Origin of the sequence: Enterobacter cloacae complex sp. IR5384 (assembly GCF_049237265.1) — a bacterium.
Taxonomy (GTDB): Bacteria; Pseudomonadota; Gammaproteobacteria; order Enterobacterales; family Enterobacteriaceae; genus Enterobacter; species Enterobacter cloacae.
Genome location: NZ_JBMKHJ010000013.1, coordinates 47394 through 68801 on the forward strand (window position 1 = coordinate 47394; position 21408 = coordinate 68801).

General features: G+C 56.0%; 26 protein-coding genes. 11 read left to right on the forward strand and 15 right to left on the reverse strand.

Features of this window, described 5'->3' with window-relative positions:
• Positions 1–51 precede the first annotated feature (51 nt).
• Positions 52–768 (forward strand): DUF2884 domain-containing protein, encoded by a 717-nt coding sequence (locus tag ACOTX3_RS12695; protein WP_014833228.1) that lies wholly within the window; start codon positions 52–54, stop codon positions 766–768.
• A gap of 82 nt (positions 769–850) precedes the next feature.
• On the opposite strand, the gene ACOTX3_RS12700 is transcribed toward ACOTX3_RS12695, so the two are convergent.
• Genes ACOTX3_RS12700 through ACOTX3_RS12725 form a run of 6 tightly spaced genes read right to left on the reverse strand, consistent with a single transcriptional unit; the run spans position 851 to position 4566 of the window.
• The gene (locus ACOTX3_RS12700) at positions 851–1189 is read right to left on the reverse strand and encodes an endonuclease domain-containing protein (protein ID WP_058678487.1); all 339 of its coding nucleotides are present in this window, start codon (positions 1187–1189) and stop codon (positions 851–853) included.
• Positions 1190–1245: 56 nt separating this feature from the next.
• Positions 1246–2394, reverse strand: coding sequence for a radical SAM family heme chaperone HemW (gene hemW, locus ACOTX3_RS12705; RefSeq protein ID WP_127869113.1), 1149 nt, complete (start codon positions 2392–2394; stop codon positions 1246–1248).
• Positions 2387–2980 carry an XTP/dITP diphosphatase gene (locus tag ACOTX3_RS12710; protein WP_058678489.1) on the reverse strand — a complete coding sequence of 198 codons (594 nt, stop codon included), beginning with the start codon at positions 2978–2980 and terminating at the stop codon, positions 2387–2389. Before ACOTX3_RS12710 ends, hemW begins: the two co-directional genes overlap by 8 nt.
• A 12-nt stretch (positions 2981–2992) precedes the next feature.
• Positions 2993–3280: a DUF167 family protein YggU gene (gene yggU / locus ACOTX3_RS12715; protein ID WP_058678490.1), complete on the reverse strand. Its 288-nt coding sequence runs from the start codon at positions 3278–3280 to the stop codon at positions 2993–2995.
• A complete protein-coding gene (locus ACOTX3_RS12720) occupies positions 3277–3843 on the reverse strand; it encodes a YggT family protein (protein ID WP_013098667.1) in 567 nt (188 codons plus the stop codon). The genes yggU and ACOTX3_RS12720 overlap by 4 nt, the downstream gene beginning before the upstream one ends.
• A gap of 21 nt (positions 3844–3864) precedes the next feature.
• Positions 3865–4566 (reverse strand): YggS family pyridoxal phosphate-dependent enzyme, encoded by a 702-nt coding sequence (locus tag ACOTX3_RS12725; protein WP_020687058.1) that lies wholly within the window; start codon positions 4564–4566, stop codon positions 3865–3867.
• A gap of 17 nt (positions 4567–4583) precedes the next feature.
• Between ACOTX3_RS12725 and ACOTX3_RS12730 the strand changes: the two genes are divergently transcribed.
• On the forward strand, positions 4584–5564 hold the full coding sequence (locus tag ACOTX3_RS12730) for a type IV pilus twitching motility protein PilT (RefSeq protein WP_029883139.1): 981 nt from the start codon (positions 4584–4586) through the stop codon (positions 5562–5564).
• Positions 5565–5574: 10 nt separating this feature from the next.
• Here ACOTX3_RS12730 and ruvX read toward each other — a convergent pair whose 3' ends face one another.
• The 8 genes from ruvX to metK all read right to left on the reverse strand — a co-directional run bounded on the left by ruvX (position 5575) and on the right by metK (position 12649).
• The gene (gene ruvX / locus ACOTX3_RS12735; RefSeq protein WP_006811925.1) at positions 5575–5991 is read right to left on the reverse strand and encodes a Holliday junction resolvase RuvX; all 417 of its coding nucleotides are present in this window, start codon (positions 5989–5991) and stop codon (positions 5575–5577) included.
• The gene (locus tag ACOTX3_RS12740) at positions 5991–6551 is read right to left on the reverse strand and encodes a YqgE/AlgH family protein (protein ID WP_013098664.1); all 561 of its coding nucleotides are present in this window, start codon (positions 6549–6551) and stop codon (positions 5991–5993) included. Before ACOTX3_RS12740 ends, ruvX begins: the two co-directional genes overlap by 1 nt.
• A gap of 86 nt (positions 6552–6637) precedes the next feature.
• Positions 6638–7585, reverse strand: coding sequence for a glutathione synthase (gene gshB / locus ACOTX3_RS12745; RefSeq protein ID WP_023620782.1), 948 nt, complete (start codon positions 7583–7585; stop codon positions 6638–6640).
• 19 nt (positions 7586–7604) lie between these two features.
• Positions 7605–8336: a 16S rRNA (uracil(1498)-N(3))-methyltransferase gene (rsmE, locus tag ACOTX3_RS12750; protein ID WP_057071845.1), complete on the reverse strand. Its 732-nt coding sequence runs from the start codon at positions 8334–8336 to the stop codon at positions 7605–7607.
• Positions 8337–8388: 52 nt separating this feature from the next.
• The gene (gene endA / locus ACOTX3_RS12755) at positions 8389–9096 is read right to left on the reverse strand and encodes a deoxyribonuclease I (protein WP_127869114.1); all 708 of its coding nucleotides are present in this window, start codon (positions 9094–9096) and stop codon (positions 8389–8391) included.
• A gap of 94 nt (positions 9097–9190) precedes the next feature.
• On the reverse strand, positions 9191–9688 hold the full coding sequence (locus tag ACOTX3_RS12760; RefSeq protein ID WP_003860035.1) for a SprT family zinc-dependent metalloprotease: 498 nt from the start codon (positions 9686–9688) through the stop codon (positions 9191–9193).
• Between the two features lie 58 nt (positions 9689–9746).
• Entirely contained in the window at positions 9747–11144 is a 1398-nt protein-coding gene (gene galP / locus ACOTX3_RS12765) for a galactose/proton symporter (RefSeq protein ID WP_020687062.1), read from the reverse strand.
• 350 nt (positions 11145–11494) lie between these two features.
• A complete protein-coding gene (gene metK, locus ACOTX3_RS12770; RefSeq protein ID WP_013098658.1) occupies positions 11495–12649 on the reverse strand; it encodes a methionine adenosyltransferase in 1155 nt (384 codons plus the stop codon).
• A 425-nt stretch (positions 12650–13074) separates the two neighbouring features.
• Between metK and ACOTX3_RS12775 the strand changes: the two genes are divergently transcribed.
• The 4 genes from ACOTX3_RS12775 (at position 13075) to speB (ending at position 16560) form a co-directional block, all read left to right on the forward strand.
• The gene (locus tag ACOTX3_RS12775) at positions 13075–13218 is read left to right on the forward strand and encodes a hypothetical protein (protein ID WP_418250466.1); all 144 of its coding nucleotides are present in this window, start codon (positions 13075–13077) and stop codon (positions 13216–13218) included.
• A 94-nt stretch (positions 13219–13312) separates the two neighbouring features.
• The gene (yqgB, locus tag ACOTX3_RS12780) at positions 13313–13444 is read left to right on the forward strand and encodes an acid stress response protein YqgB (protein ID WP_127312443.1); all 132 of its coding nucleotides are present in this window, start codon (positions 13313–13315) and stop codon (positions 13442–13444) included.
• A gap of 8 nt (positions 13445–13452) precedes the next feature.
• Positions 13453–15429 (forward strand): biosynthetic arginine decarboxylase, encoded by a 1977-nt coding sequence (speA, locus tag ACOTX3_RS12785; protein WP_014833212.1) that lies wholly within the window; start codon positions 13453–13455, stop codon positions 15427–15429.
• Positions 15430–15639: 210 nt separating this feature from the next.
• Complete coding sequence (gene speB, locus ACOTX3_RS12790; RefSeq protein WP_002434404.1) at positions 15640–16560, forward strand: agmatinase; 921 nt, start codon at positions 15640–15642, stop codon at positions 16558–16560.
• 3 nt (positions 16561–16563) lie between these two features.
• Here the strand turns inward: speB and ACOTX3_RS12795 are convergent, their stop codons facing one another.
• Positions 16564–17775, reverse strand: a complete 1212-nt coding sequence (locus ACOTX3_RS12795; RefSeq protein ID WP_058678492.1) for an MFS transporter — start codon at positions 17773–17775, stop codon at positions 16564–16566.
• Positions 17776–18189: 414 nt separating this feature from the next.
• On the opposite strand from ACOTX3_RS12795, the gene ACOTX3_RS12800 reads away from it, so the two are divergent.
• Genes ACOTX3_RS12800 through ACOTX3_RS12820 form a run of 5 tightly spaced genes read left to right on the forward strand, consistent with a single transcriptional unit; the run spans position 18190 to position 21401 of the window.
• Positions 18190–18513 carry a Rieske (2Fe-2S) protein gene (locus tag ACOTX3_RS12800; RefSeq protein WP_013098654.1) on the forward strand — a complete coding sequence of 108 codons (324 nt, stop codon included), beginning with the start codon at positions 18190–18192 and terminating at the stop codon, positions 18511–18513.
• Positions 18510–18818: a recombinase-like helix-turn-helix domain-containing protein gene (locus ACOTX3_RS12805; protein ID WP_020687064.1), complete on the forward strand. Its 309-nt coding sequence runs from the start codon at positions 18510–18512 to the stop codon at positions 18816–18818. The genes ACOTX3_RS12800 and ACOTX3_RS12805 overlap by 4 nt, the downstream gene beginning before the upstream one ends.
• Positions 18819–18828: 10 nt before the next feature.
• A complete protein-coding gene (locus ACOTX3_RS12810; protein WP_013098652.1) occupies positions 18829–19851 on the forward strand; it encodes an aromatic ring-hydroxylating oxygenase subunit alpha in 1023 nt (340 codons plus the stop codon).
• Entirely contained in the window at positions 19851–20600 is a 750-nt protein-coding gene (locus ACOTX3_RS12815; RefSeq protein WP_058678493.1) for an SDR family oxidoreductase, read from the forward strand. Before ACOTX3_RS12810 ends, ACOTX3_RS12815 begins: the two co-directional genes overlap by 1 nt.
• Positions 20601–20612: 12 nt before the next feature.
• Positions 20613–21401: an IclR family transcriptional regulator gene (locus tag ACOTX3_RS12820; RefSeq protein WP_028028063.1), complete on the forward strand. Its 789-nt coding sequence runs from the start codon at positions 20613–20615 to the stop codon at positions 21399–21401.
• Positions 21402–21408 lie beyond the last annotated feature (7 nt).

Genomic DNA, 21408 nt, shown 5'->3' on the forward strand with positions numbered 1-21408 from the left:
AAGTCAGGGGCCAGCATTAGCTGGCCCATTTTGTCTGAGGGAGTGTTAAAGATGCGCAAAACGTTGCTGGCTGTTGCCTTAATGGCAACCGGATTCACCGCCCATGCGGAGTATAAATGTAGCGTCACCCCGCGTGATGACGTGGTGTTAAGTCCGCAAACCGTTCAGGTTAAAGGTGAGAACGGCAATCTGGTCATCACGCCGCAGGGTGATGTCACGTTCAATGGCAAACAGTACAACCTGACCGCCGCGCAGCGTGAGCAGGCCAGAGACTACCAGGCCGATTTGCGTACCGCGCTGCCGTGGATTGACGAAGGCGCGCTAACCCGCGTGGAGAAAGGCCGCGTCGCGCTGGACAAGATCATTACCAAAGAGGTGGGTGAGAGCAGCAACATGCGCACCCGCCTGACGAAGCTCGACAAACAGCTGAAAGAGCAGATGAACCGGATTATCGAGCATCGTACCGACGGCCTGACGTTCCACTACAAAGCGATTGATCAGGTGCGTGCTGACGGCCAGCAGTTGGTGAATCAGGCCATGGGCGGTATCCTGCAGGACAGCATTAACGAGATGGGCGCCAAAGCGGTACTGAAAGGCGGCGGTAACCCGCTGCAGGGCGTACTGGGTAGCCTGGGCGGTCTGCAGACCTCGATTCAGAACGAGTGGAAGAATCAGGAAGCCGATTTCCAGCAGTTCGGTAAAGACGTGTGTAAACGCGTGGTGTCGCTGGAAGACAGCAGGAAGGCACTGGTGGGGACGTTGAAGTAGCCCCTCTGCGCGCAGGGCCCCTCACCCCAGCCCTCTCCCCATGGGAGAGGGTGTAATCGTTCCCTCTCCCTGTGGGAGAGGGTTAGGGTGAGGGCATCAGGCTCTGCAGTCGTTGAAGAATGATATGCAACACTTCCTCTTCGTTAACGCGAAACTCATTATTCCAGAACCGTACGACTTCCCATCCGTTGGTATTTAAAAACTCGGTACGATGCGAGTCATATTCCTCTTTATCCTGATGTTGCCCCCCATCCAGCTCAACAATTAGCTTTGCCTTAATGCAGGCAAAATCCACGATATACGCACCAATCGGCATCTGACGGCGAAACTTATACCCAAAGAAGCGACGACCTCTGAGCAAATACCAGAGGCGTATCTCTTCGGGCGTCATTTGTTTGCGGAGTTGTTTTGATTTTTCCATCCCCACACTCTGCCAGCCTTTCCCTCAGCTGGCAGAACGGGATGCAAAATCCTGAATCAGCCTTCAGATTCTTCGGCGAGGAACAGCTCAAGAAGGGAGTTTAAGAACAGTTTGCCGTGCTCGGTGATCTGCCAGTATTCCTCACATTCCGTGAGATACCCCTGTGCCAGCGCCTCGTCAATGTGTGGGCGAATCACGGTTTCCGGCAACCCGGTATAAAGGGCAAACTCTTTACGCGGCGCGGCTTCCAGCAGGCGGAAGCGGTTCATAAAGAACTCAAACGGCTTATCCACCGCCTCGACATCGTGCTGACGTTCGAGATAACGACCTTCCATATACCCGCGCGGATGGCGCGTTTTTGCGGTACGCAGGATACGCCCGTCAGGGAACGTCACTTTACCGTGCGCGCCGCAGCCAATGCCCAGATAGTCGCCAAAGCGCCAGTAGTTGAGGTTGTGCTGGCACTGGTAGCCCGGCTTCGCATAGGCCGACGTTTCGTACTGCTGATAGCCTGCGGCGGTCAACAGTTGATGGCCCTGCTCGAAGATATCCCACAGCGCATCGTCATTCGGCAGCACCGGCGGACGAGAGCCAAACAGCGTATTGGGCTCGATGGTCAGCTGATACCACGAAAGATGCGGCGGGTTCAGGGCAATCGCCTGACGCAAATCGTCCAGCGCCTCTTCCAGCGACTGATCCGGCAGGCCGTGCATCAGGTCGAGGTTAAAACTGCGCAGACCCAGCCCAGTAGCCAGCTTTGCCGCCCGCTTCGCCTCTTCCGGGCCGTGAATACGCCCCAGTCGTTTTAACTTCGGCTCGCTAAAGCTCTGCACGCCGATGGAAATCCGGTTCACGCCCGCCCGCTGATACTCGACAAAACGGTCGGCCTCAACGGTACCGGGGTTGGCTTCCATCGTAATTTCAGCATCCGCTGCCAGATTCAGGCGCGCACGCACGCCGTCCAGCAGCGTCTGCATCGCCGGGCCTGACAGCAGGCTCGGCGTACCGCCACCAATAAAAATGGTCTTCACTTCACGTCCCTGTGCGTAAGGTACATCGGCATCCAGGTCGGCCAGCAGATGCGCAACGTAATCATCGTGCGGCACTTCACCTTTCAGCGCATGCGAGTTGAAATCGCAGTACGGACATTTCTGCACGCACCAGGGGATATGAATATAAAGACTCAGAGGCGGCAAATTAGCCATTACGCAGGGCTTCCAGTAACAGTTTCAGGGCGCGTCCTCGGTGGGAAATCGCGCTTTTCTCTTCGCGGGTCAGTTCCGCGGCGGTTTTGCCCTCAGTCGGGACAAAGAAAATCGGATCGTAGCCAAAGCCGCCGTTACCGGCGGCTTCACGGGTAATCACCCCCGGCCAGCTGCCGTGGCAGACGACAGGTGTGGGGTCTTCAGCGTGACGCATATAGACCAGCACGCAGTGGAACTGCGCGGTACGCTGTTCGTCTGGCACATCCTTCAGGGCGACAAGCAGCTTTTCCAGATTCTGCTGGTCGGTGGCGTCCACGCCTGAATAGCGGGCAGAGTAAATGCCCGGAGCACCGCCCAGAAAATCAACCGCCAGACCGGAATCATCGGCAATCGCGGGCAGGCCGGTGACCTGTGCGGTATGGCGTGCTTTCAGGATCGCGTTTTCGATAAACGTCAGGCCGGTCTCTTCGGCGGACTCCACGCCAAGCTCGGTCTGCGCCACCACATCCAGCCCAAAATCATTTAATAGCGAGGCCAGCTCGCGCACTTTACCGGCGTTGCCGGTAGCGAGAACAACTTTCTGCATCGTTTTATCCTGTTAAATCAGAGCCGCGACTTCCGTCGGGATGGATTGCGGATTAAGGATTTTTACCTGTTTATGCCGCCCAAGTTCACCCTTTTCTATGATGACCTGGCTTTTAGCAACGCGAAACTGTTTTGCCAGATATTTGGTCAGATGCGCATTTGCCTGGCCATCTACCGGTGGGGCGGTGATGGCGACTTTTAACTCGTCGCCATGCAGTCCAACAATATTGTCATGGCTGGCTTTCGGCTGAATATACAGCCGTAAAACCAGCCCATCAGTGCAGGTGCTTACTGCACTCATAGCGCCATCCACAGCCCCGGCAGCAGCATATCGCCCGTGGACTGTAACAGCTCGGCAATGCCCATATTAACGACATACAGCAGCAGAACCAGGATCATCGGGGAAAAGTCGATGCCGCCCATTGACGGGAGCAGGTTGCGGATAGGGCGCAGCAGCGGTTCGGCCAGCTGAATCAATGCATATTCCACCGGGCTACGGCCCTGGCTGACCCAACTCATGATGGCCATGACCAGCAGCACCCAGAAGATCAGCAGACCGATGGTTTTAATCAGGATCAGGACGGCAGCAATCCAGATGATCGGCTGGAAGGTGATGACCATAAACAGCACAATCGCTTTGATAACGCTCAGAATAAACGCTACCAGCAGAGATGCGCTGTCAATGGGGCCCATCGCCGGAATAATACGGCGCAGCGGCCCCACAACAGGTTGGGTGATTTTCACGACAAACTGCGAGAACGGGTTATAAAAATCACAGCGGGCCCACTGCATCCAGACGCGCAGCAAAAGCGCCATCGTATACAGCTCAATGACCGTTGAGAGCAGGAAAGTCAACGTCTTCATGGCGTTCCTCAGGTTTCCTTATTATTGGGTGTAGTCGCGCGCACCGAATATTGCCGTGCCGATGCGCACCATAGTGCTGCCTGCCGCGATGGCGGCTTCCATATCATCCGACATGCCCAGAGAAAGCGTGTCTACCGTTTCATAGCGCGCTTTAAGCGCCTCAAATGCTACAGCCATTTGCTGTGCCACGGCAAACTGCCTTTCATAACTTGACTCAGGCGCCGGGATTGCCATCAAACCGCGCAGGGTTAAGCGCGGCAGCGCGGCCACTTCAGCCGCCAGCGCATCCAGCTCGCTCAGCGCAATGCCGGACTTGCTGTTTTCATCACTGATGTTGATTTGAATCAGCACGTTAAGCGCGGGCATCTCCGCCGGGCGCTGATCGTTCAGACGTGTGGCAATGCGCAGACGGTCGATGGTATGGCACCAGTCAAAGTGCTCTGCCACCAGACGGCTTTTATTCGACTGCAGTGGGCCAATAAAGTGCCATTGCAGGCCGGTATTCCCCTGCTCCTGGAAGTAGCGAATTTTATCCACGCCTTCCTGCACGTAGTTTTCACCAAATGCACGCTGGCCTGCATCAATCGCTTCTGCGATGGCGCTCGCAGGCTTGGTTTTGCTCACTGCAAGTAACGTAATTTCTTCTGAAGCACGGCCGCAACGTGTTGCTGCGGCTGAGATTTTGTCCCGGACCTGTGCCAGGTTATGCGCAATGTTGTTCATTTTCCGAGGAGTAATGTATGGATGTGGAAGAAATTGTGGCCCTTAGTGTAAAGCATAATGTCTCCGATCTACACCTGTGCAGTGATTCGCCACCGCGCTGGCGCAGAGTAGGCCGCCTTGAACCGGCTCCCTTTCCCTCTCCCGATGTGGATGCGTTACTGAAAACGTGGCTCAACGATGAGCAGCAGGGGGCATGGTGGGCAAGCGGGCAGGTGGATTTTGCCGTGACACTTACGGGAAACCAGCGCCTGCGCGCAAGCGCCTTTAAACAGATGAAGGGCAACTCAATCACGCTACGCCTGTTGCCCCGGGCCTGTCCGCAGCTCTCCGCCCTGGGTGTTCCCCGGGCTATCCCGGAACTCTTATCCCACGACAGTGGGCTGATACTGGTGACGGGGGCAACCGGCAGCGGCAAATCTACCACCCTTGCGGCAATGGTGGATTTTCTTAATCACCAGACGGATGGGCATATTCTGACGCTGGAAGATCCGGTGGAGTTTGTCTATCAGAGCGAACGTTGCCTGATTCAGCAGCGAGAGATCGGCCTGCACAGTCCCTCATTTGCCGAGGCGCTGCGCGCTGCGTTGCGTGAAGATCCGGATGTCATCCTGCTGGGAGAACTGCGCGACAGCGAAACGATCCGCCTGGCGCTGACGGCCGCTGAAACCGGGCATCTGGTGCTGGCGACGCTGCACACGCGCGGTGCCTCTCAGGCGATTGAACGGCTGGTCGATACGTTCCCGGCGCAGGAGAAAGACCCGGTGCGTAATCAGCTGGCCGGCAGCCTGCGGGCGGTGCTGGCGCAAAGACTGCTTCCCGACCTGCAGGGTGGGCGCGTCGCGCTGTATGAACTGCTGGTGAATACGCCAGCGGCAGCGAACCTTATCCGCGAAGGTAAAACGTGGCAGTTGCCCGGGATTATTCAAACCGGTCAGCAGGCGGGGATGCAGAACTTTGACCAGAGCCTGGCAGAACGACGGGCGCAGGGGCGGTTGTAGGCCCCGGCGCTCAGTAACCCTGTTCGAAATAGCTTTCGAGGATAATGACGGCAGAAGCCGAATCGACGCTGCCTTTGTTGAGTGCGCGGAAACCCCCGTGCTCAAACAGGCCGGCACGCGCTTCGACGGTACTCAATCGTTCGTCGTGGAGTTTCACGGAAACGCCAAAGCGACCGTGGATTTTATTGGCAAACTTACGCGCGCGGGCGGTAAGCGGCTGTTCAGTGCCATCCATGTTCAGCGGCAGACCGACAATTACATCGTCTGGCTGCCACTCTTTGAGCAGACGCTCAATGAGGTTCCAGTCCGGTGTGCCGTCGTTCGCCTTAAGGGCCGTGAGCGGGCGAGCGGTGCCGGTGATACGCTGGCCGACGGCGACGCCAATGCTTTTCGTGCCAAAGTCGAAGGCCAGAAGTGTGCCGCTCATTACGCGTGCCCCGCTACGCCTGGCATGGTCAGAATATCAATGCCAATCAGTTTCGCCGCATCACGCCAGCGATCGGCGATAGGGGTTTTAAACAGGATATTCATATCCGCAGGTGCGGTGAGCCAGGCGTTATCCAGGATCTCCTGTTCAAGCTGACCCTTCTCCCAGGAGGCGTAACCCAGTGCCACCAGCACTTCGGAAGGCTGCTCTGCGGTGCCCAGCGTTTCCAGCACATCGCGGGAGGTGGTGATTACCGTGTTGTCAGAGATACGAATACTGGAAGAGAAAATGGGCGGCGTATGCAGGATAAACCCGCGATCCTCTGCAAGGGGGCCACCCAGCATTACCGGTTTATCAAGACGGATTTCCGGCAGGCGCGCTTCAGCTGTAATTTTCAGCTTTTCCAGAATCCCTTCAACCTGCAGGTTTTCCAGCGGTTTGTTGATGATAATGCCCATCGCGCCGTCTTCATTGTATTCACAAATATAAACCACGGAGCGGCGGAAAATCGGGTCCTGGAGAGCAGGCATGGCAATAAGAAAGTGATGCTGTAAATTCATTGTCAGAGGTACTGTTTCCTGGTTTAAAAAGCGACAGCCCCAGTATGCGGACAAACCGGGGTGCTGTCACTAATAGTATTGGTAAGTTATTTCTGGAGACGTTTTTCGATGGCGTCCATCAGCATTCCGGTGATCGAGACCGGGAATTCCGCTTCAATTTCACGAATGCAGGTCGGGCTGGTAACGTTCACTTCGGTCAGACGATCGCCAATGATATCCAGGCCAACAAAGATCAGGCCTTTGGCTTTCAGCGTTGGGCCGACGCGGCGGGCAATTTCCCAGTCGCTTTCGGTTAACGGACGCGGTTCGCCACGGCCACCGGCCGCCAGATTGCCACGGGTTTCGCCCCCCTGCGGGATACGTGCCAGGCAGTAAGGCACGGGTTCGCCATCCACGATCAGGACGCGTTTATCGCCGTCTTTAATCGCGGGCAGATAGTTCTGTGCCATGCAGTAACGCGTACCCAGTTCGGTCAGCGTTTCGGCAATCACGCCGATATTCGGGTCGCCTTCTTTTACGCGGAAAATAGACGCACCGCCCATGCCGTCCAGCGGCTTCATGATGATATCACCGTGCTTCTGCCAGAATGCCTTAAGCTGTGTTTTGCTGCGGGTCACCAGCGTTTCCGGCGTCAGATCGGAGAACCAGGCGGTGTAGAGCTTCTCGTTGCAGTCGCGCAGGCTCTGCGGTTTATTAACGATAAGCGTCCCTTTTTCTTCTGCGCGCTCAAGGATATAGGTGCAGTAGATGTATTCGGTGTCGAACGGAGGATCTTTACGCATCAGGATGACGTTGAGATCGGCGAGCGCAATATCCTGCTCGCTGCCGAATTCGTACCATTTGTCGTAATTCTGCTCGACGTTAACGATGCGGGTGCGTGCGCGGGCTTCACCGTTGATCAGATAAAGATCGTTCATCTCCATATAGTGGAGCTCATAGCCGCGACGCTGCGCTTCCAGCAGCATGGCGAAGCTGGAATCTTTCTTGATGTTAATGTTTGCGATGGGGTCCATCACGATGCCGAGCTTGATCATGTTCTTCTCCGTTAATGGGTCAACCCAGATCGCCAAACCGCACCTGTAGCGCGGTGATGGCTGTGAGTGCCGTTGTCTCAGTGCGCAGAACGCGAGGTCCCAACAGAATATCAGTAAACTGGTAACGTGCCGTCATGGCAATTTCATCTGCCGACAGGCCGCCTTCCGGGCCAATCAGCAGGCGTACACGCTCAACGGGCAGCGGCAACGTATTGATGCTGGCGCTGGCGCGCGGATGGAGATTGAGCTTGAGCCCGCTCTCCTCTTCTGCACACCAGTCTTCCAGGTCCATCGCCGGGCGGATCTCCGGAATACGGTTGCGGCCACTCTGTTCACAGGCAGCAATGGCAATTTTCTGCCACTGCTGGATCTTCTTGTTCAGACGTTCCGCATCCAGTTTAACGCCGCAGCGCTCAGAAAAAAGTGGCGTAATGAGGCTTACACCCAGTTCAATGGATTTCTGAATGGTGAACTCCATCTTTTCCCCGCGCGACATCACCTGGCCCAGATGAATGTGCAGCGGCGATTCACGGTCATCGATTTCGCCGCGCAGCACATTGACGTGCACGCTTTTTTTATCCGCCCGCGTAATTTCCGCGTCGAAAACCTGGTTGGAGCCGTCAAACAGCTGAATCGCCTGGCCTGGCCCCATGCGCAGCACGCGGCCAACGTGGTTGGCGGCATCGTCAGACAGGGCGATTTCGCGGCCAGCGGTAATCAGTTCAGGGTGATAGATGCGAGGAATACGCATAGTCAAAAATTCCATGTGTCATGCTGTGTAAGCGAATTGCCGCTAGTGTAGGTTAGCTCTTTTGCGCCTGGCAAGCCCGCTGGACGTAAGGGTTATGATTCCCCTGGACCCTGGCGATGCGTTCGTCGCGCTGACATTCCCACTCGGTGACCGGGTATTGTTTATTCCAGGCGTTAAACAGTTGGGTTTGCTGGCGGGAAAGGTTGAGGTTGTAACGATCGCGCATATAGAAGTACGTGCGGGCAATGCTGCCGCGTGCTCGGGCGGGTGGCTCAGCGACTTTCTCTTTAAAATCCACCTTCATACCGCACTGGCCATACTGACCTTCGCCACCGTTCCACTGGCTGTACATAAAGTTGCCGCGATCGCCATTGACTTCGCCAACCGCCGGCTGCAGGTTGTGCATATCGCTTTCCATCTGACGATAGACCGGATCTTTGGCGCAGTTTTTACGTCCGCCATCCTGCCAGCACTGGCGCTGATGGCCAAACTGCCATGCCGGAACTACATGCTCCCACTCGATGCGGCTGGCGTGATTTTCGTTTTTACGCACCTTATAGCCGCAGGATTCAAGGTCAACGATCCCTTTTTTACCCTGCCAGTTAATTTTGCAGCCACAGTAGAAATCGCCCGGCACGTCGGCGTTGACCTTCACGCCTGCCGCTTTGGCCTGGGAAAAACTGTTGATACCGTCGGCCAGAGCCTGGCCGGAGAGGGCCGTTGTCAAAAAGGCAACCGCGAGAGAGAAATTACGGGACATCTTACACTCCGTGTCAAAATGAGCCCGCAACGTAGCGAAAGTTGTTCCAGTATGCAATCAGCCAGATCAGGAAAGTTCCTGAAAGTTCAGTTGGTTATTCTGCGACCAGTGGCTCGCCGCACTTCACGCAGCGGTAGGTTGCCTCGCCGCGTACCACACGGTTATGGCGACGAACGGTGAGCTGATGCTGCTGGCACTGGCAGCGGTAGGGGAAGGTATTACGGCGTACCGATTCCAGTTCAAACTGATGAGTCCGGCGTGCCGGAACGCCGAGCACCGCCTCCATCATCCATTTCCACTCTTTGCCGTGCGGAGCCACGCGGCCGAAGTGTTTCCATACCAGAAGGTGTGCCAGTTCGTGCGGTACCACCTCCTCAATAAACGCCTGTTGATTTTCCATCATCAGAACCGGGTTCAGGCGGATCTCATAGGATTCCAGCCAGGCGGTACCCGCCGCGGTTCCTCGCTGCTGGTAGACGAGTTTCGGCTCCGGATAATTACGGCCGAGCTTCAGGTTGGCCTGGGCGAGTTTTTCCCGCAGGCTGCGCATAACGGCCTGCTGAATGGCGATGGGGAGACGGGGTGCTTTCATAGGGGCAGAGCATAAAGCGCGAAGCGGGGAGGCGCAAGAGGCGCCTCCCGCAAGAGGATTAGTCGTGTGCGCCAATTTCGCGCAGCGGACGACCTTTCATCAGATTACGTTCAATGTGTTCCAGTGAAACGTGTTTGGTTTCAGGAACCAGCCAGACGGTGAGAACAATAAAGAACAGGTTCAGACCGGCGTAGACCCAGAAGGTGTTCGCATTGCCCAGCGTGTTGAGCATGGTGAGGAACGTGGCACCGACGATCATGTTGGCAATCCAGTTGGTCGCGGTAGAGCAGGTGATACCGAAATCACGCCCTTTCAACGGCTGGATTTCAGAGCACAGCACCCAAATCAGCGGACCGGCACTCATTGCAAACCCGACGATAAACATCAGCAGCATACCTACCGCCAGGTACTGCGCGGTTGGAGAGTGAATGCCCATATGCATCATGGTACCGAGAATCCCCATACCAGCGGCCATCACCAGGAAGCCCAGGGTCAGCGTTGGCTTACGTCCCCAGCGGTCGACCAGACCGATCGCGATGAAGGTCGCCAGCACGTTGGTCAGCCCCACGATCACGGTGCCCCACATCTGCTCGGTGGTATTGGTATAACCCGCCAGTTCAAAGATTTTTGGCGCGTAATACATGATGACGTTCATCCCGGTGAACTGTTGCATTACCTGTAACAGCACGCCAAGGAACACCGCGCGGCGGAAGTTGCTGTTCTCTTTGAACAGCGCCCAGCCAGACTGTTTCACCTTCAGGCTTTCGCGGATCTCTTCCAGCTCGTTTTTCGCCTCTGCGCTGGTATCTCGCAGGCGTAAGAGTACCCGTTCAGCATCGTGGAAGCGGCGTTTGGCGGCAAACCAGCGCGGGCTGTCCGGCAGGAAGAAGACGCCAATCAGCAGCAGAACGGCAGGAATGATGATCACGCCCAGCATCCAGCGCCATGCGCCGCTGTAGCTGAACGCGGTATCGGACAGGTAAGCGCCCAAAATACCGATGGTGATCATCAGCTGGTACATCGAAATCATACTGCCGCGGATTTTCTCCGGCGCGATTTCTGACAGGTAAAGCGGCGCGGTATAAGACGCCACGCCCACGGCCAGCCCCAACAGCACGCGGGAAAGAATAAGCACTTCAACGTTAGGGGCGGCGGCAGAGAAGAGGGAACCGGCGACGAAGAGGATCGCGCCAATCATCAGGCTCTTTTTACGTCCCAGTTTGAAAGAGAGCCAGCCGCTGCCGACGGCACCAACGGCCGCGCCAAACATCATGGAGCTGACCACCCATTCCTGGGTATGTGCGTTAATCTGGAATTCGTCTGCGATGAAGGGAAGAGCGCCGGCAATCACGCCGATATCCAGGCCAAAGAGTAATCCTGCCAGGGCGGCAAGGAAGCAGACGAAGAAAGTCATCGCCTTGTTGGACGTACGCCCCTGTTTATTATTGTCAGGCATTATGCCCTCCAGTTGGGTTATCAGTTTTATCGATGTTAAGGGTAGGTGAGCGACCCGTAAAAATATGTGAGACAAATCACAATGGTGTAATCGGTTACACTAAGCTGCAACCGTAAAAATAATTAAAGCTTTGAAAATATAGAGGTAAATTAATTGATGTGCATCGCGTTTGTTTGAATTTCAGACTTAACTGAAAGGAAATGTAACAGCAGAAGAAAGGCGATCATGCAAAGAGAATATTCTGAAAGCGGGGTATAGAAAGTGAGGTGTAAGCGGTTCCAAACATTGCCGCCACCCGCCATAAAAAAGGCCAGCACAAAGGCTGGCCTGTTTAAGCAGCGGGTAGTCGATTACTTCAAACCGGCAGCTTCACGCAGCAGAGCGGCTTTGTCGGTTTTTTCCCATGGGAAATGTTCGCGACCAAAGTGACCGTATGCAGCAGTTTCTTTGTAGATTGGGTGCAGCAGATCCAGCATCTGAATCAGGCCGTATGGACGCAGGTCGAAGAACTCGCGCACCAGCAGGGTCAGCTGTTCTGAAGGCACTTTTTCAGTACCGAAGGTTTCAACCATGATGGAGGTTGGCTCTGCCACGCCGATGGCGTAGGAAACCTGGATCTCACAGCGGTCAGCCAGGCCTGCAGCAACGATGTTTTTCGCCACATAGCGTGCAGCGTAAGCAGCAGAACGGTCCACTTTTGATGGATCTTTACCGGAGAATGCACCGCCACCGTGACGCGCCATGCCGCCGTAGGTATCAACGATGATTTTACGACCGGTCAGACCGCAGTCACCCATTGGGCCGCCAATCACAAAGCGTCCGGTTGGGTTGATGAAGTATTTGGTTGCGCTGCTCAGCCATTCGGTTGGCAGAACAGGCTTGATGATCTCTTCCATCACTGCTTCCTGCAGGGATTTCTGATCGATATCTTCGGCATGCTGGGTAGACAAAACTACCGCGTCAATGCCGACGATTTTGCCGTCGTCGTACTGGAAGGTCACCTGGCTTTTTGCATCCGGGCGCAGCCATGGCAGGGTGCCGTTTTTACGCACTTCAGCCTGGCGCTGCACCAGACGGTGCGCGTAAGTCACCGGTGCTGGCATCAGCACGTCGGTTTCGTTGGTTGCATAGCCGAACATCAGACCCTGGTCGCCCGCGCCCTGTTCCAGCGGATCGGCACGGTCAACGCCCTGGTTGATGTCTGGAGACTGTTTACCAATTGCGCTCAGAACCGCGCAGGAATTGGCATCAAAGCCCATATCAGAATGTACATAACCGATCTCACGTACCGTGTTACGGGTGATCTCTTCGATATCAACCCATGCGCTGGTGGTGATCTCACCGCCAACCAGAACCATGCCGGTTTTGACATAGGTTTCACACGCTACGCGCGCTTTCGGATCCTGAGTCAGGATCGCATCCAGCACCGCATCGGAGATTTGGTCAGCAATTTTATCAGGATGTCCTTCTGATACGGACTCGGACGTAAACAGGTGTTTTGCCATGTTTTATTTCACCTAAGAGGAATTTGGTTAGCTCAAGCTGCTGTGTGGAATAGCCAAAGGAGATAATTCTACCAAGGCCGCAGGTTTTTTGACACTGGCAGTATGAGTGTTAATCAGTATAGATGGATTAACATCTGGATGGCTATTTTAGGTCACTTCTTCGCCCGATTTCCAGTTTTTTTTGACAACGCTCTCACTGAGTTGAATTCATTACTGGAAATTTTTCCTGACGCTCCTGGCAACCCGCGTATTTATCTTTTGCTTTTTACCCCTGTTCTCGGTATAAAACGCGGCGCGCGGCTCATACCAAAAAAGCGCTCGATGAACTCATCGTGTCGCCACTTCCAGCCGGGTTAAGCAGTGAACTTTTAGCTTTGGCTTGTGGTCCGTTTCAGCAGAGGCGGCCGTGGAGGTGATACGAGATAATGAACCATCGTTTTCCGCTAATTCAGCGCAGCCGTTCTGGCGCGCATTTGATTCCCGCAACCCGCATTTCTAGTCTGCAAACCTGCCGATGTTATACCCATCTCGGCGCTTCTCAGGATTCCAGGGCCGGTCACGCTTTGTGAAAACTGAACAAGGGCGCTCTTGTTAATACAAGAGTTTTCTCGTGGTTTCGCCGAACCTTGTCATACAGAGTTCGGATACGTGTTTTACAATGATATGAATAAGAAACCGGTCGCACGGTCTGGATTTCAGCATACTCTGCTGGGAAACGGAGCCGTTTATGGGTTGTTATCGCCGTATAACGCTGCGATAGTAGTCAACTGTTTTACACTTAATACAAAGAGTTGAGGTTCGCTATGTCTGACGACATGTCTTCTTTTTCGCCTTCGTCAGCGGGCGAACAGGGTGTACTACGTTCCATGCAGGAGGTTGCGATGAGCTCCCAGGAAGCCAGCAAGATGCTGCGCACTTACAATATTGCCTGGTGGGGCAATAACTACTACGACGTCAACGAGCTGGGCCACATCAGCGTCTGCCCGGACCCGGACGTCCCTGAAGCGCGCGTGGATCTCGCCAAACTGGTGAAAGCACGTGAGGCGCAGGGCCAGCGTTTGCCTGCACTGTTCTGCTTCCCGCAGATCCTGCAACACCGTCTGCGTTCTATTAACGCCGCGTTCAAGCGTGCGCGTGAATCTTACGGTTACAAAGGCGACTACTTCCTGGTTTACCCCATCAAGGTGAACCAGCACCGCCGCGTCATTGAATCCCTGATCCACTCCGGCGAACCGCTGGGCCTGGAAGCGGGTTCAAAAGCAGAGCTGATGGCCGTACTGGCGCATGCGGGCATGACCCGTTCAGTGATCGTCTGTAACGGCTATAAAGACCGTGAATACATTCGTCTGGCGCTGATTGGCGAGAAGATGGGCCATAAGGTCTATCTGGTTATCGAGAAGATGACAGAAATCGCTATCGTGCTGGAAGAAGCCGAGCGCCTGAACGTGGTGCCACGTCTTGGCGTGCGTGCGCGTCTGGCCTCGCAGGGTTCCGGTAAATGGCAGTCCTCCGGCGGCGAAAAATCTAAATTCGGTCTGGCGGCAAACCAGGTACTGCAACTGGTGGAAATTCTGCGCGAGCGCGGTCGTCTGGACAGCATTCAACTGCTGCACTTCCACCTCGGTTCGCAGATGGCCAACATTCGTGATATCGCTACCGGCGTGCGTGAGTCAGCGCGTTTCTACGTTGAGCTGCACAAGCTCGGCGTCAATATTCAGTGCTTTGACGTGGGTGGCGGCCTGGGCGTGGACTATGAAGGTACCCGCTCGCAGTCCGACTGCTCCGTGAACTACGGCCTGAACGAATACGCGAACAACATTATCTGGGCGATTGGCGATGCCTGTGAAGAGCACGGCCTGCCGCACCCGACGGTGATCACCGAGTCTGGCCGCGCGGTGACCGCGCACCATACGGTGCTGGTCTCTAACATCATCGGCGTTGAGCGCAGCGAAATCACCGAAGCGACGCCTCCGCAAGACGATGCCCCGCGTTCGCTGCAAAGCATGTGGGAAACCTGGCAGGAGATGCACGAGCCAGGCACGCGCCGTTCACTGCGCGAATGGCTGCACGACAGCCAGATGGACCTGCATGATATTCACGTCGGCTACTCTTCAGGCACCTTTAGCCTGCAGGAGCGCGCGTGGGCCGAGCAGCTTTATTTGAACATGTGCCATGAAGTGCAGAAACAGCTGGACCCGAGCAACCGTGCGCACCGTCCGATTATCGACGAATTGCAGGAACGTATGGCGGACAAGATTTATGTCAACTTCTCGCTGTTCCAGTCGATGCCGGATGCCTGGGGTATCGATCAGCTGTTCCCGGTTCTGCCGCTGGAAGGGCTGAATCACGCCCCGGAACGTCGTGCGGTGCTGCTGGACATCACCTGTGACTCCGACGGTGCCATCGACCACTATGTTGACGGCGACGGTATCGCAACGACCATGCCAATGCCGGAATACGACCCGGAGAACCCGCCAATGCTGGGCTTCTTTATGGTCGGCGCGTATCAGGAGATCCTTGGCAACATGCATAACCTGTTCGGTGATACCGAAGCGGTTGACGTGTTTGTCTTCCCTGACGGCAGCGTGGAAGTGGAGTTGTCTGACGAAGGTGACACCGTGGCGGACATGCTGGAATACGTGCAGCTGGATCCGAAAACCCTGCTGACGCAATTCCGCGATCAGGTGAAAAACACCGGTCTGGATGACGCGCTGCAGCAGCAGTTCCTGGAAGAGTTTGAAGCGGGTCTGTACGGTTACACGTACCTGGAAGACGAGTAGGTTGACCTCCCTCTCCCTGTGGGAGAGGGCCGGGGTGAGGGGCAAAGGCCGCACAATGCCCTATACTCACTTGAACCCGTATGAATTAACGGCGATAATTCGCCCCAATAAGCGATTTACGAATCAATCCCTTCCTCGTCGGGTTTAACGACGCGGAGGGGATTTTTTTTCATCTGTTTTTAACGCATCGACTTTAAAAGAGGTCAGGACATGAGCACTTTAGGTCATCAGTACGACAACTCTCTGGTATCTAACGCGTTTGGTTTTTTACGCCTTCCGATGAACTTCCAGCCGTACGACAGCGATGCTGACTGGGTGATCACCGGCGTGCCGTTTGATATGGCCACATCAGGCCGTGCGGGCGGTCGTCACGGCCCGGCGGCGATCCGTCAGGTTTCCACCAACCTGGCCTGGGAGCATAACCGCTTCCCGTGGAACTTCGACATGCGCGAACGCCTGAACGTGGTGGACTGCGGCGACCTGGTGTATGCCTTCGGTGACGCCCGTGAAATGAGCGAGAAGCTGCAGGCCCACGCCGAGAAACTGCTGGCTGCCGGTAAGCGCATGCTCTCCTTCGGTGGCGACCACTTCGTGACCCTGCCGCTGCTGCGCGCCCACGCGAAGCACTTCGGTAAAATGGCGCTGGTGCACTTCGATGCGCACACCGACACCTACGCGAACGGCTGCGAGTTCGACCACGGCACCATGTTCTACACCGCGCCGAATGAAGGTCTGATCGATCCTAACCACTCCGTGCAGATCGGTATCCGTACCGAGTTTGACAAAGACAACGGCTTCACCGTGCTGGACGCCTGTCAGGTGAACGATCGCGGCGTGGATGACATCATCGCGCAGGTTAAGCAGATCGTCGGTGATATGCCGGTGTACCTGACCTTCGACATCGACTGTCTGGATCCGGCGTTTGCGCCGGGCACCGGTACGCCGGTGATCGGCGGGCTGACCTCAGACCGCGCCATCAAACTGGTGCGCGGCCTGAAGGATCTGAACATTGTCGGGATGGATGTGGTGGAAGTGGCGCCTGCCTATGACCAGTCCGAGATCACCGCGCTGGCCGCGGCGACCCTGGCACTGGAAATGCTCTATATCCAGGCTGCGAAAAAAGGCGAATAAGCCTTACGCGCTGATTGCTGCTGCGCGACGCATGCGCAGCAGCAACATTCCCCCCGCCAGCAGGGTGATAATCTGCGACACCACCAGCACGGAAAAGCCAGAGCTGACCGACCCCACCGATCTCATCACCATCCCCATCAGCAGCGGAATAAAGGCGGCGCAGAGATTGCCGATCCCATTAATGATGCCGTACGCGCTCCCCACCGCCTCCCGCGCGGCGTGATGTTGGATCACCGCCGGAATGGCCGCGCCCTGAAGTCCCCAGAAGACGTTAGCCGACAGCATAAACAGCGCCAGCCAGGCAGGCTGATGGCTGAGCATCAGCGCGATCACGGATAACGCCGTCAGCGCCCCGCCCGCGACAAACAGCAGCGGTGCCTGTTCCGGCCGCATTTTATCGAGCAGTACCCCGCCAAGGAATTTTGAGCCCAGGCTCAACAGGAAGGGGATGGCCGCGAGCATGCCCGTGGCGTGCAGCGAGAAGTGATGTTCGTCGCGTAGCCACGCCGGGAGCCAGGCGGTGCTCCCCCAGAGATAGCTCAGCGTGGCGATTTCAACCAGCAGGATCCAGCCCAACAGCGGGGTTTGCCACGCAAGCATCACTGTCTCTGCGAGCCCCCGTTTGTGCATTTTTACTGTACCGCGCGGTGCCGGCAGGAAACGCCAGATCAGGCCGCCACCGAGCACCAGGTTGATTGCCGCCAGCGCATAAAACGATCCGGCCCAGCCCAGATGGGCCATCAGCCAGGTCACCAGCGGAAAGCCCACAGCCAGACCGAGCGAGACGCCCAGTGCGGTCACGGCGTTGGGTTTGCCAACCTCTTCCGCACGAAAGTTATCGCTGATAAAGCGGGTTTTCAGTGAAAAGAGCGGTCCCTCAGCGATCCCCAGAATCACACGGGCGATGAGCATTCCCATTAGCGATCCGAGTAAGGGAGAAATGGCGCAGACCAGAGCCCAAATCGCAATGCTGCTTAATAATCCATGTCGATAATGCAGTTTGCTTTCGATAACCGGTGTTAATAATAAAGCCGATAATCCATAACCCAGAAGAAAGCAGGTCATTAACATTCCTTGTAACATTCTGTTTTCATTTAACTGAAAATGTTCGGCAAATTCCGGGTTTAAAATCATCACCGAGATATTTACCCGGTCAATGTAGGAAATAATAATGAGAAATAACAGTGCAATTGTGCCTTGCCATCTTGCCGTCATATTGCCCGCCTTATGCGTTCTCGCATTTATATTTTTATCAATGTGATTGTCACGGATGTAAAATGGTTCACCCGTGAAACTTGTTGTTTTTAAAGATGTATTTTTAAATGTGTTTCACAGGTGAAACACGGTGCTTTTTCAGTTGTTTATTTTTAAGGAAGAAAAAGAAAAGAAGTCAATATTTTTTATTTGCGCTTTGAGTTCATCACTAAAACGTATTCATTCACGCCTTAATAATGAAAATTTCATATCGCTGCATTTTTTCGTGATCCCTTGCACACTTAGCTTATTAATTGTCGGCTGATTAACAAATTCGTCACATTGACGCTTGACGAAACATTCATCGCTTTTATATTGACCGTATTAAATAAGAAACAGAGTTTCATATATGAAACAAAAGCCTGGAGGATCGTGATGAGCTGGATAGGCGTATGTGACGCAGAACAAGTACAGGAAGATTTCCCTTTTAGCGGCAACGTTGAAGGTAAAGAGATCGGCGTTTATTTAATCGACGGCGAATATTACGCGCTGGAAGACGTATGCCCGCACGCCTATGCGCTGCTGAGTCAGGGCTTTGTCGAGGACGGCAAAGTGGAATGCCCGCTGCACGAGGCGGTGTTCGACGTCAAAACCGGCCAGTGCCTGCACGGCCCCGGCGGCCGAAACCTCAACCGCTACCCGGTTCGGGTATTTGAAAACCAAATCCAGATTACTTTTGTCGAGGAGACCGTGGCATGAGCGACATCCTGAACTTCAACCCGGCGCTGCCCGAAAGCCGCCAGTTTACGCCCCCGGCAGAGGGCGGGAACGGCGCCATTCATAAACCGGGTGAGTATCAGAACCTGATCTGGCAGACCCGCAGCCGGGTGCCGGAAAACTGGGAAATGAGCCTTATCGCCACGCTGGAAGATCTCTTTGAGCAGGGCGTTGAAACCTTGCCGGAGCTGGTCAACGGGCTGAACGCGGTGCGCATGCACGACCAGCAGGGCGAGCCGTGGAGCGACGCCAGCTTCCAGGCATTCTTACAGGTTAACGGCTACTGAGGACGACGCGATGACAACTACCGTACAAAACTATCTCGATAAAGGTCTGCGTGGCCTCTGGTATCCGGTGCTGGCGAGCTGGGAAGTGCAGTCTGCGCCCGTGGGCATTACTCGTCTGGGCGAACAGATTGTGGTCTGGCGCAATAAAGACGGTCAGGTGCAGGCGCTGGAAGACCGCTGTCCGCACCGCGGCGCGCGTCTGTCGATGGGCTGGAACCTTGGCGACCGCATCGCCTGCTGGTATCACGGCGTGGAAGTGGCGGGAAACGGTGAAGTGAAAGACGTGCCCGCCGTGGACAAATGTCCGCTGGTCGGCCAGCAGTGCGTGCGCAGCTATCAGGTGCAGGAGGCGCACGGTGCCATCTTCCTGTGGTTTGGCGTCACCGCCGATCAGCAGCCGGACGAGCTGACCTTCCCGGATGAACTCGCCGACACGGAACATTTCAGCAACTTCCTCTGCACCGCAGCCTGGAAATGTAACTACCAGTACGCGCTGGAAAACGTGATGGATCCGATGCACGGTACGTATCTCCACTCCTCCTCGCACTCGATGGCGGAAGGGGATCGCAAGGCCGACATGGTCCTGCAGCCGACGAAGACCGGCTTTATCTTCGAGAAAAAAGGGCAGAGCGGCGTCAACTTCGACTGGGTGGAGCTGGGCAATAGCGGCACCTGCTGGATGCGACTCTCCATTCCCTATAAGAAGCGTTTCGGACCGGGTGGCCACTTCTTCATCGTTGGCATGGTGGTGCCGGAAGATAACGACAACTGCCGCGTCTTCTTCTGGCGTATCCGCCGTGTACAGGGCTGGCAGCGCGATATGTGGCGATTCATGTACCGTAACCGCCTGGAAAAACTGCACTGGGAGGTACTGGAGCAGGACCGCGTGGTGCTGGAAAGCCTGGCGCCAAACGCCCGCGACCACGAATACCTGTACCAGCATGATGTCGGCCTCTCGCGCCTGCGCCGCATGATGCAAAAGGCCGCTAAAGAGCAACTGGCGATGCGTGAAGCGCAGCAGGGAGCGGCCTGATGAATGCGCTGCTGAGCGGAAAACGCATTGTGGTGACCGGCGCCGCGCGCGGGCTGGGCTATCACTTCGCCAGCGCCTGCGCGGAGCAGGGTGCCGCGGTGGTGATGTGCGACATTCTTGAAGGCGTGCTGGCCGAAAGCGCACACGCTCTGCGGGCACAGGGTTATACGATCGAATCGCACGTTATCGATCTCGCCGATCCGGCCTCCATTGAGCAGGTGTTCAATGCGATTGGCGAGCAGGGGCAGATTGACGGGCTGGTAAATAACGCGGCGATGGCGACCGGCGTGGGCGGCAAAAACATGCTCGATTACGACCCGGATCTGTGGGACCGGGTAATGCGCGTCAACGTCAAAGGCACCTGGCTGGTGACGCGCGCCGCCGTGCCGCTGCTGCGCGATGGCGCAGGGATCGTGAACGTGGCGTCCGACACTGCCCTGTGGGGTGCGCCGCGCCTGATGGCCTACGTGGCCAGCAAAGGGGCCGTGATTGCCATGACCCGCTCAATGGCGCGCGAGCTTGGTGAAAAGCGTATTCGAATCAACGCCATCGCGCCGGGGCTGACCCGCGTCGAGGCAACGGAATATGTTCCCGCCGAACGACACCAACTCTACGAAAACGGCCGGGCGTTAACGGGGGCACAGCAGCCGGAAGATGTCACCGGCAGCGTGGTCTGGCTGTTAAGCGATCTGTCGCGGTTTATCACCGGGCAGCTGATCCCGGTCAACGGCGGTTTTGTCTTTAACTAAGGTAGGGCGATGATGGCAAACGATCAGGAAGTGAAGTATCTGGTACCGGGGCTGGAGCGTGGCCTGCAGCTGCTGTTAGCCTTTGGCGAGCAGCATCGTGAACTGACCTTTGCCGAGCTGCACCGGCTGGTGGATATGCCGAAGGCCACCGCCTACCGCGTGGTGCAGACCCTGGAGTATATGGGCTTTCTGGAGCGCAACACCCGTACCAATACCTTCTCGCTCGGCATGAACGTGCTGCGTCTGGGCTTTGAGTACATCGCCTCGCTGGATGTGGCGCAGGTGGGTCAGCCGGTGATTGAACAACTGCGCGACGTGAGCCAGTGCAGCAGCCATCTGGCGATCCGCGACGGGCGCGACATCATCTACATCGCCCGCGTCAGCGCCGCCGGATCACGCATCAACCAGGTCAGCATTGGTACCCGTTTGCCGGTGCACTGCACCTCGCTTGGCCGCATGCTGTTGACCGATATTTCCCGCGCCGATTTCGAACAGCTGTTCCCGCAGGAGCGCCTGCCGGGCAACACGCCGGGTCAGCTTCACGATCGTGAAGCCCTGTGGCAGATGGTGCAACAGGATAAAGCCCGCGGATACGTGATCGGTGAATCCTTCTTCCGCCACGGTATCTCCTCCATCGTTTATCCGGTGTTTGACCGAAGCCATCGCGTGGCGGCGGTAGTGAGCATTCTGGTGCCGTCGGAAGAGATCCCACAAGCCGACCGCGAGCGACTGCAAAACGAGGTTCGTCTGGCGGCGGACAAAATTTCTGGCTTCTTAGGGTATTTATCACAGGCCAGTTAAATCAGTG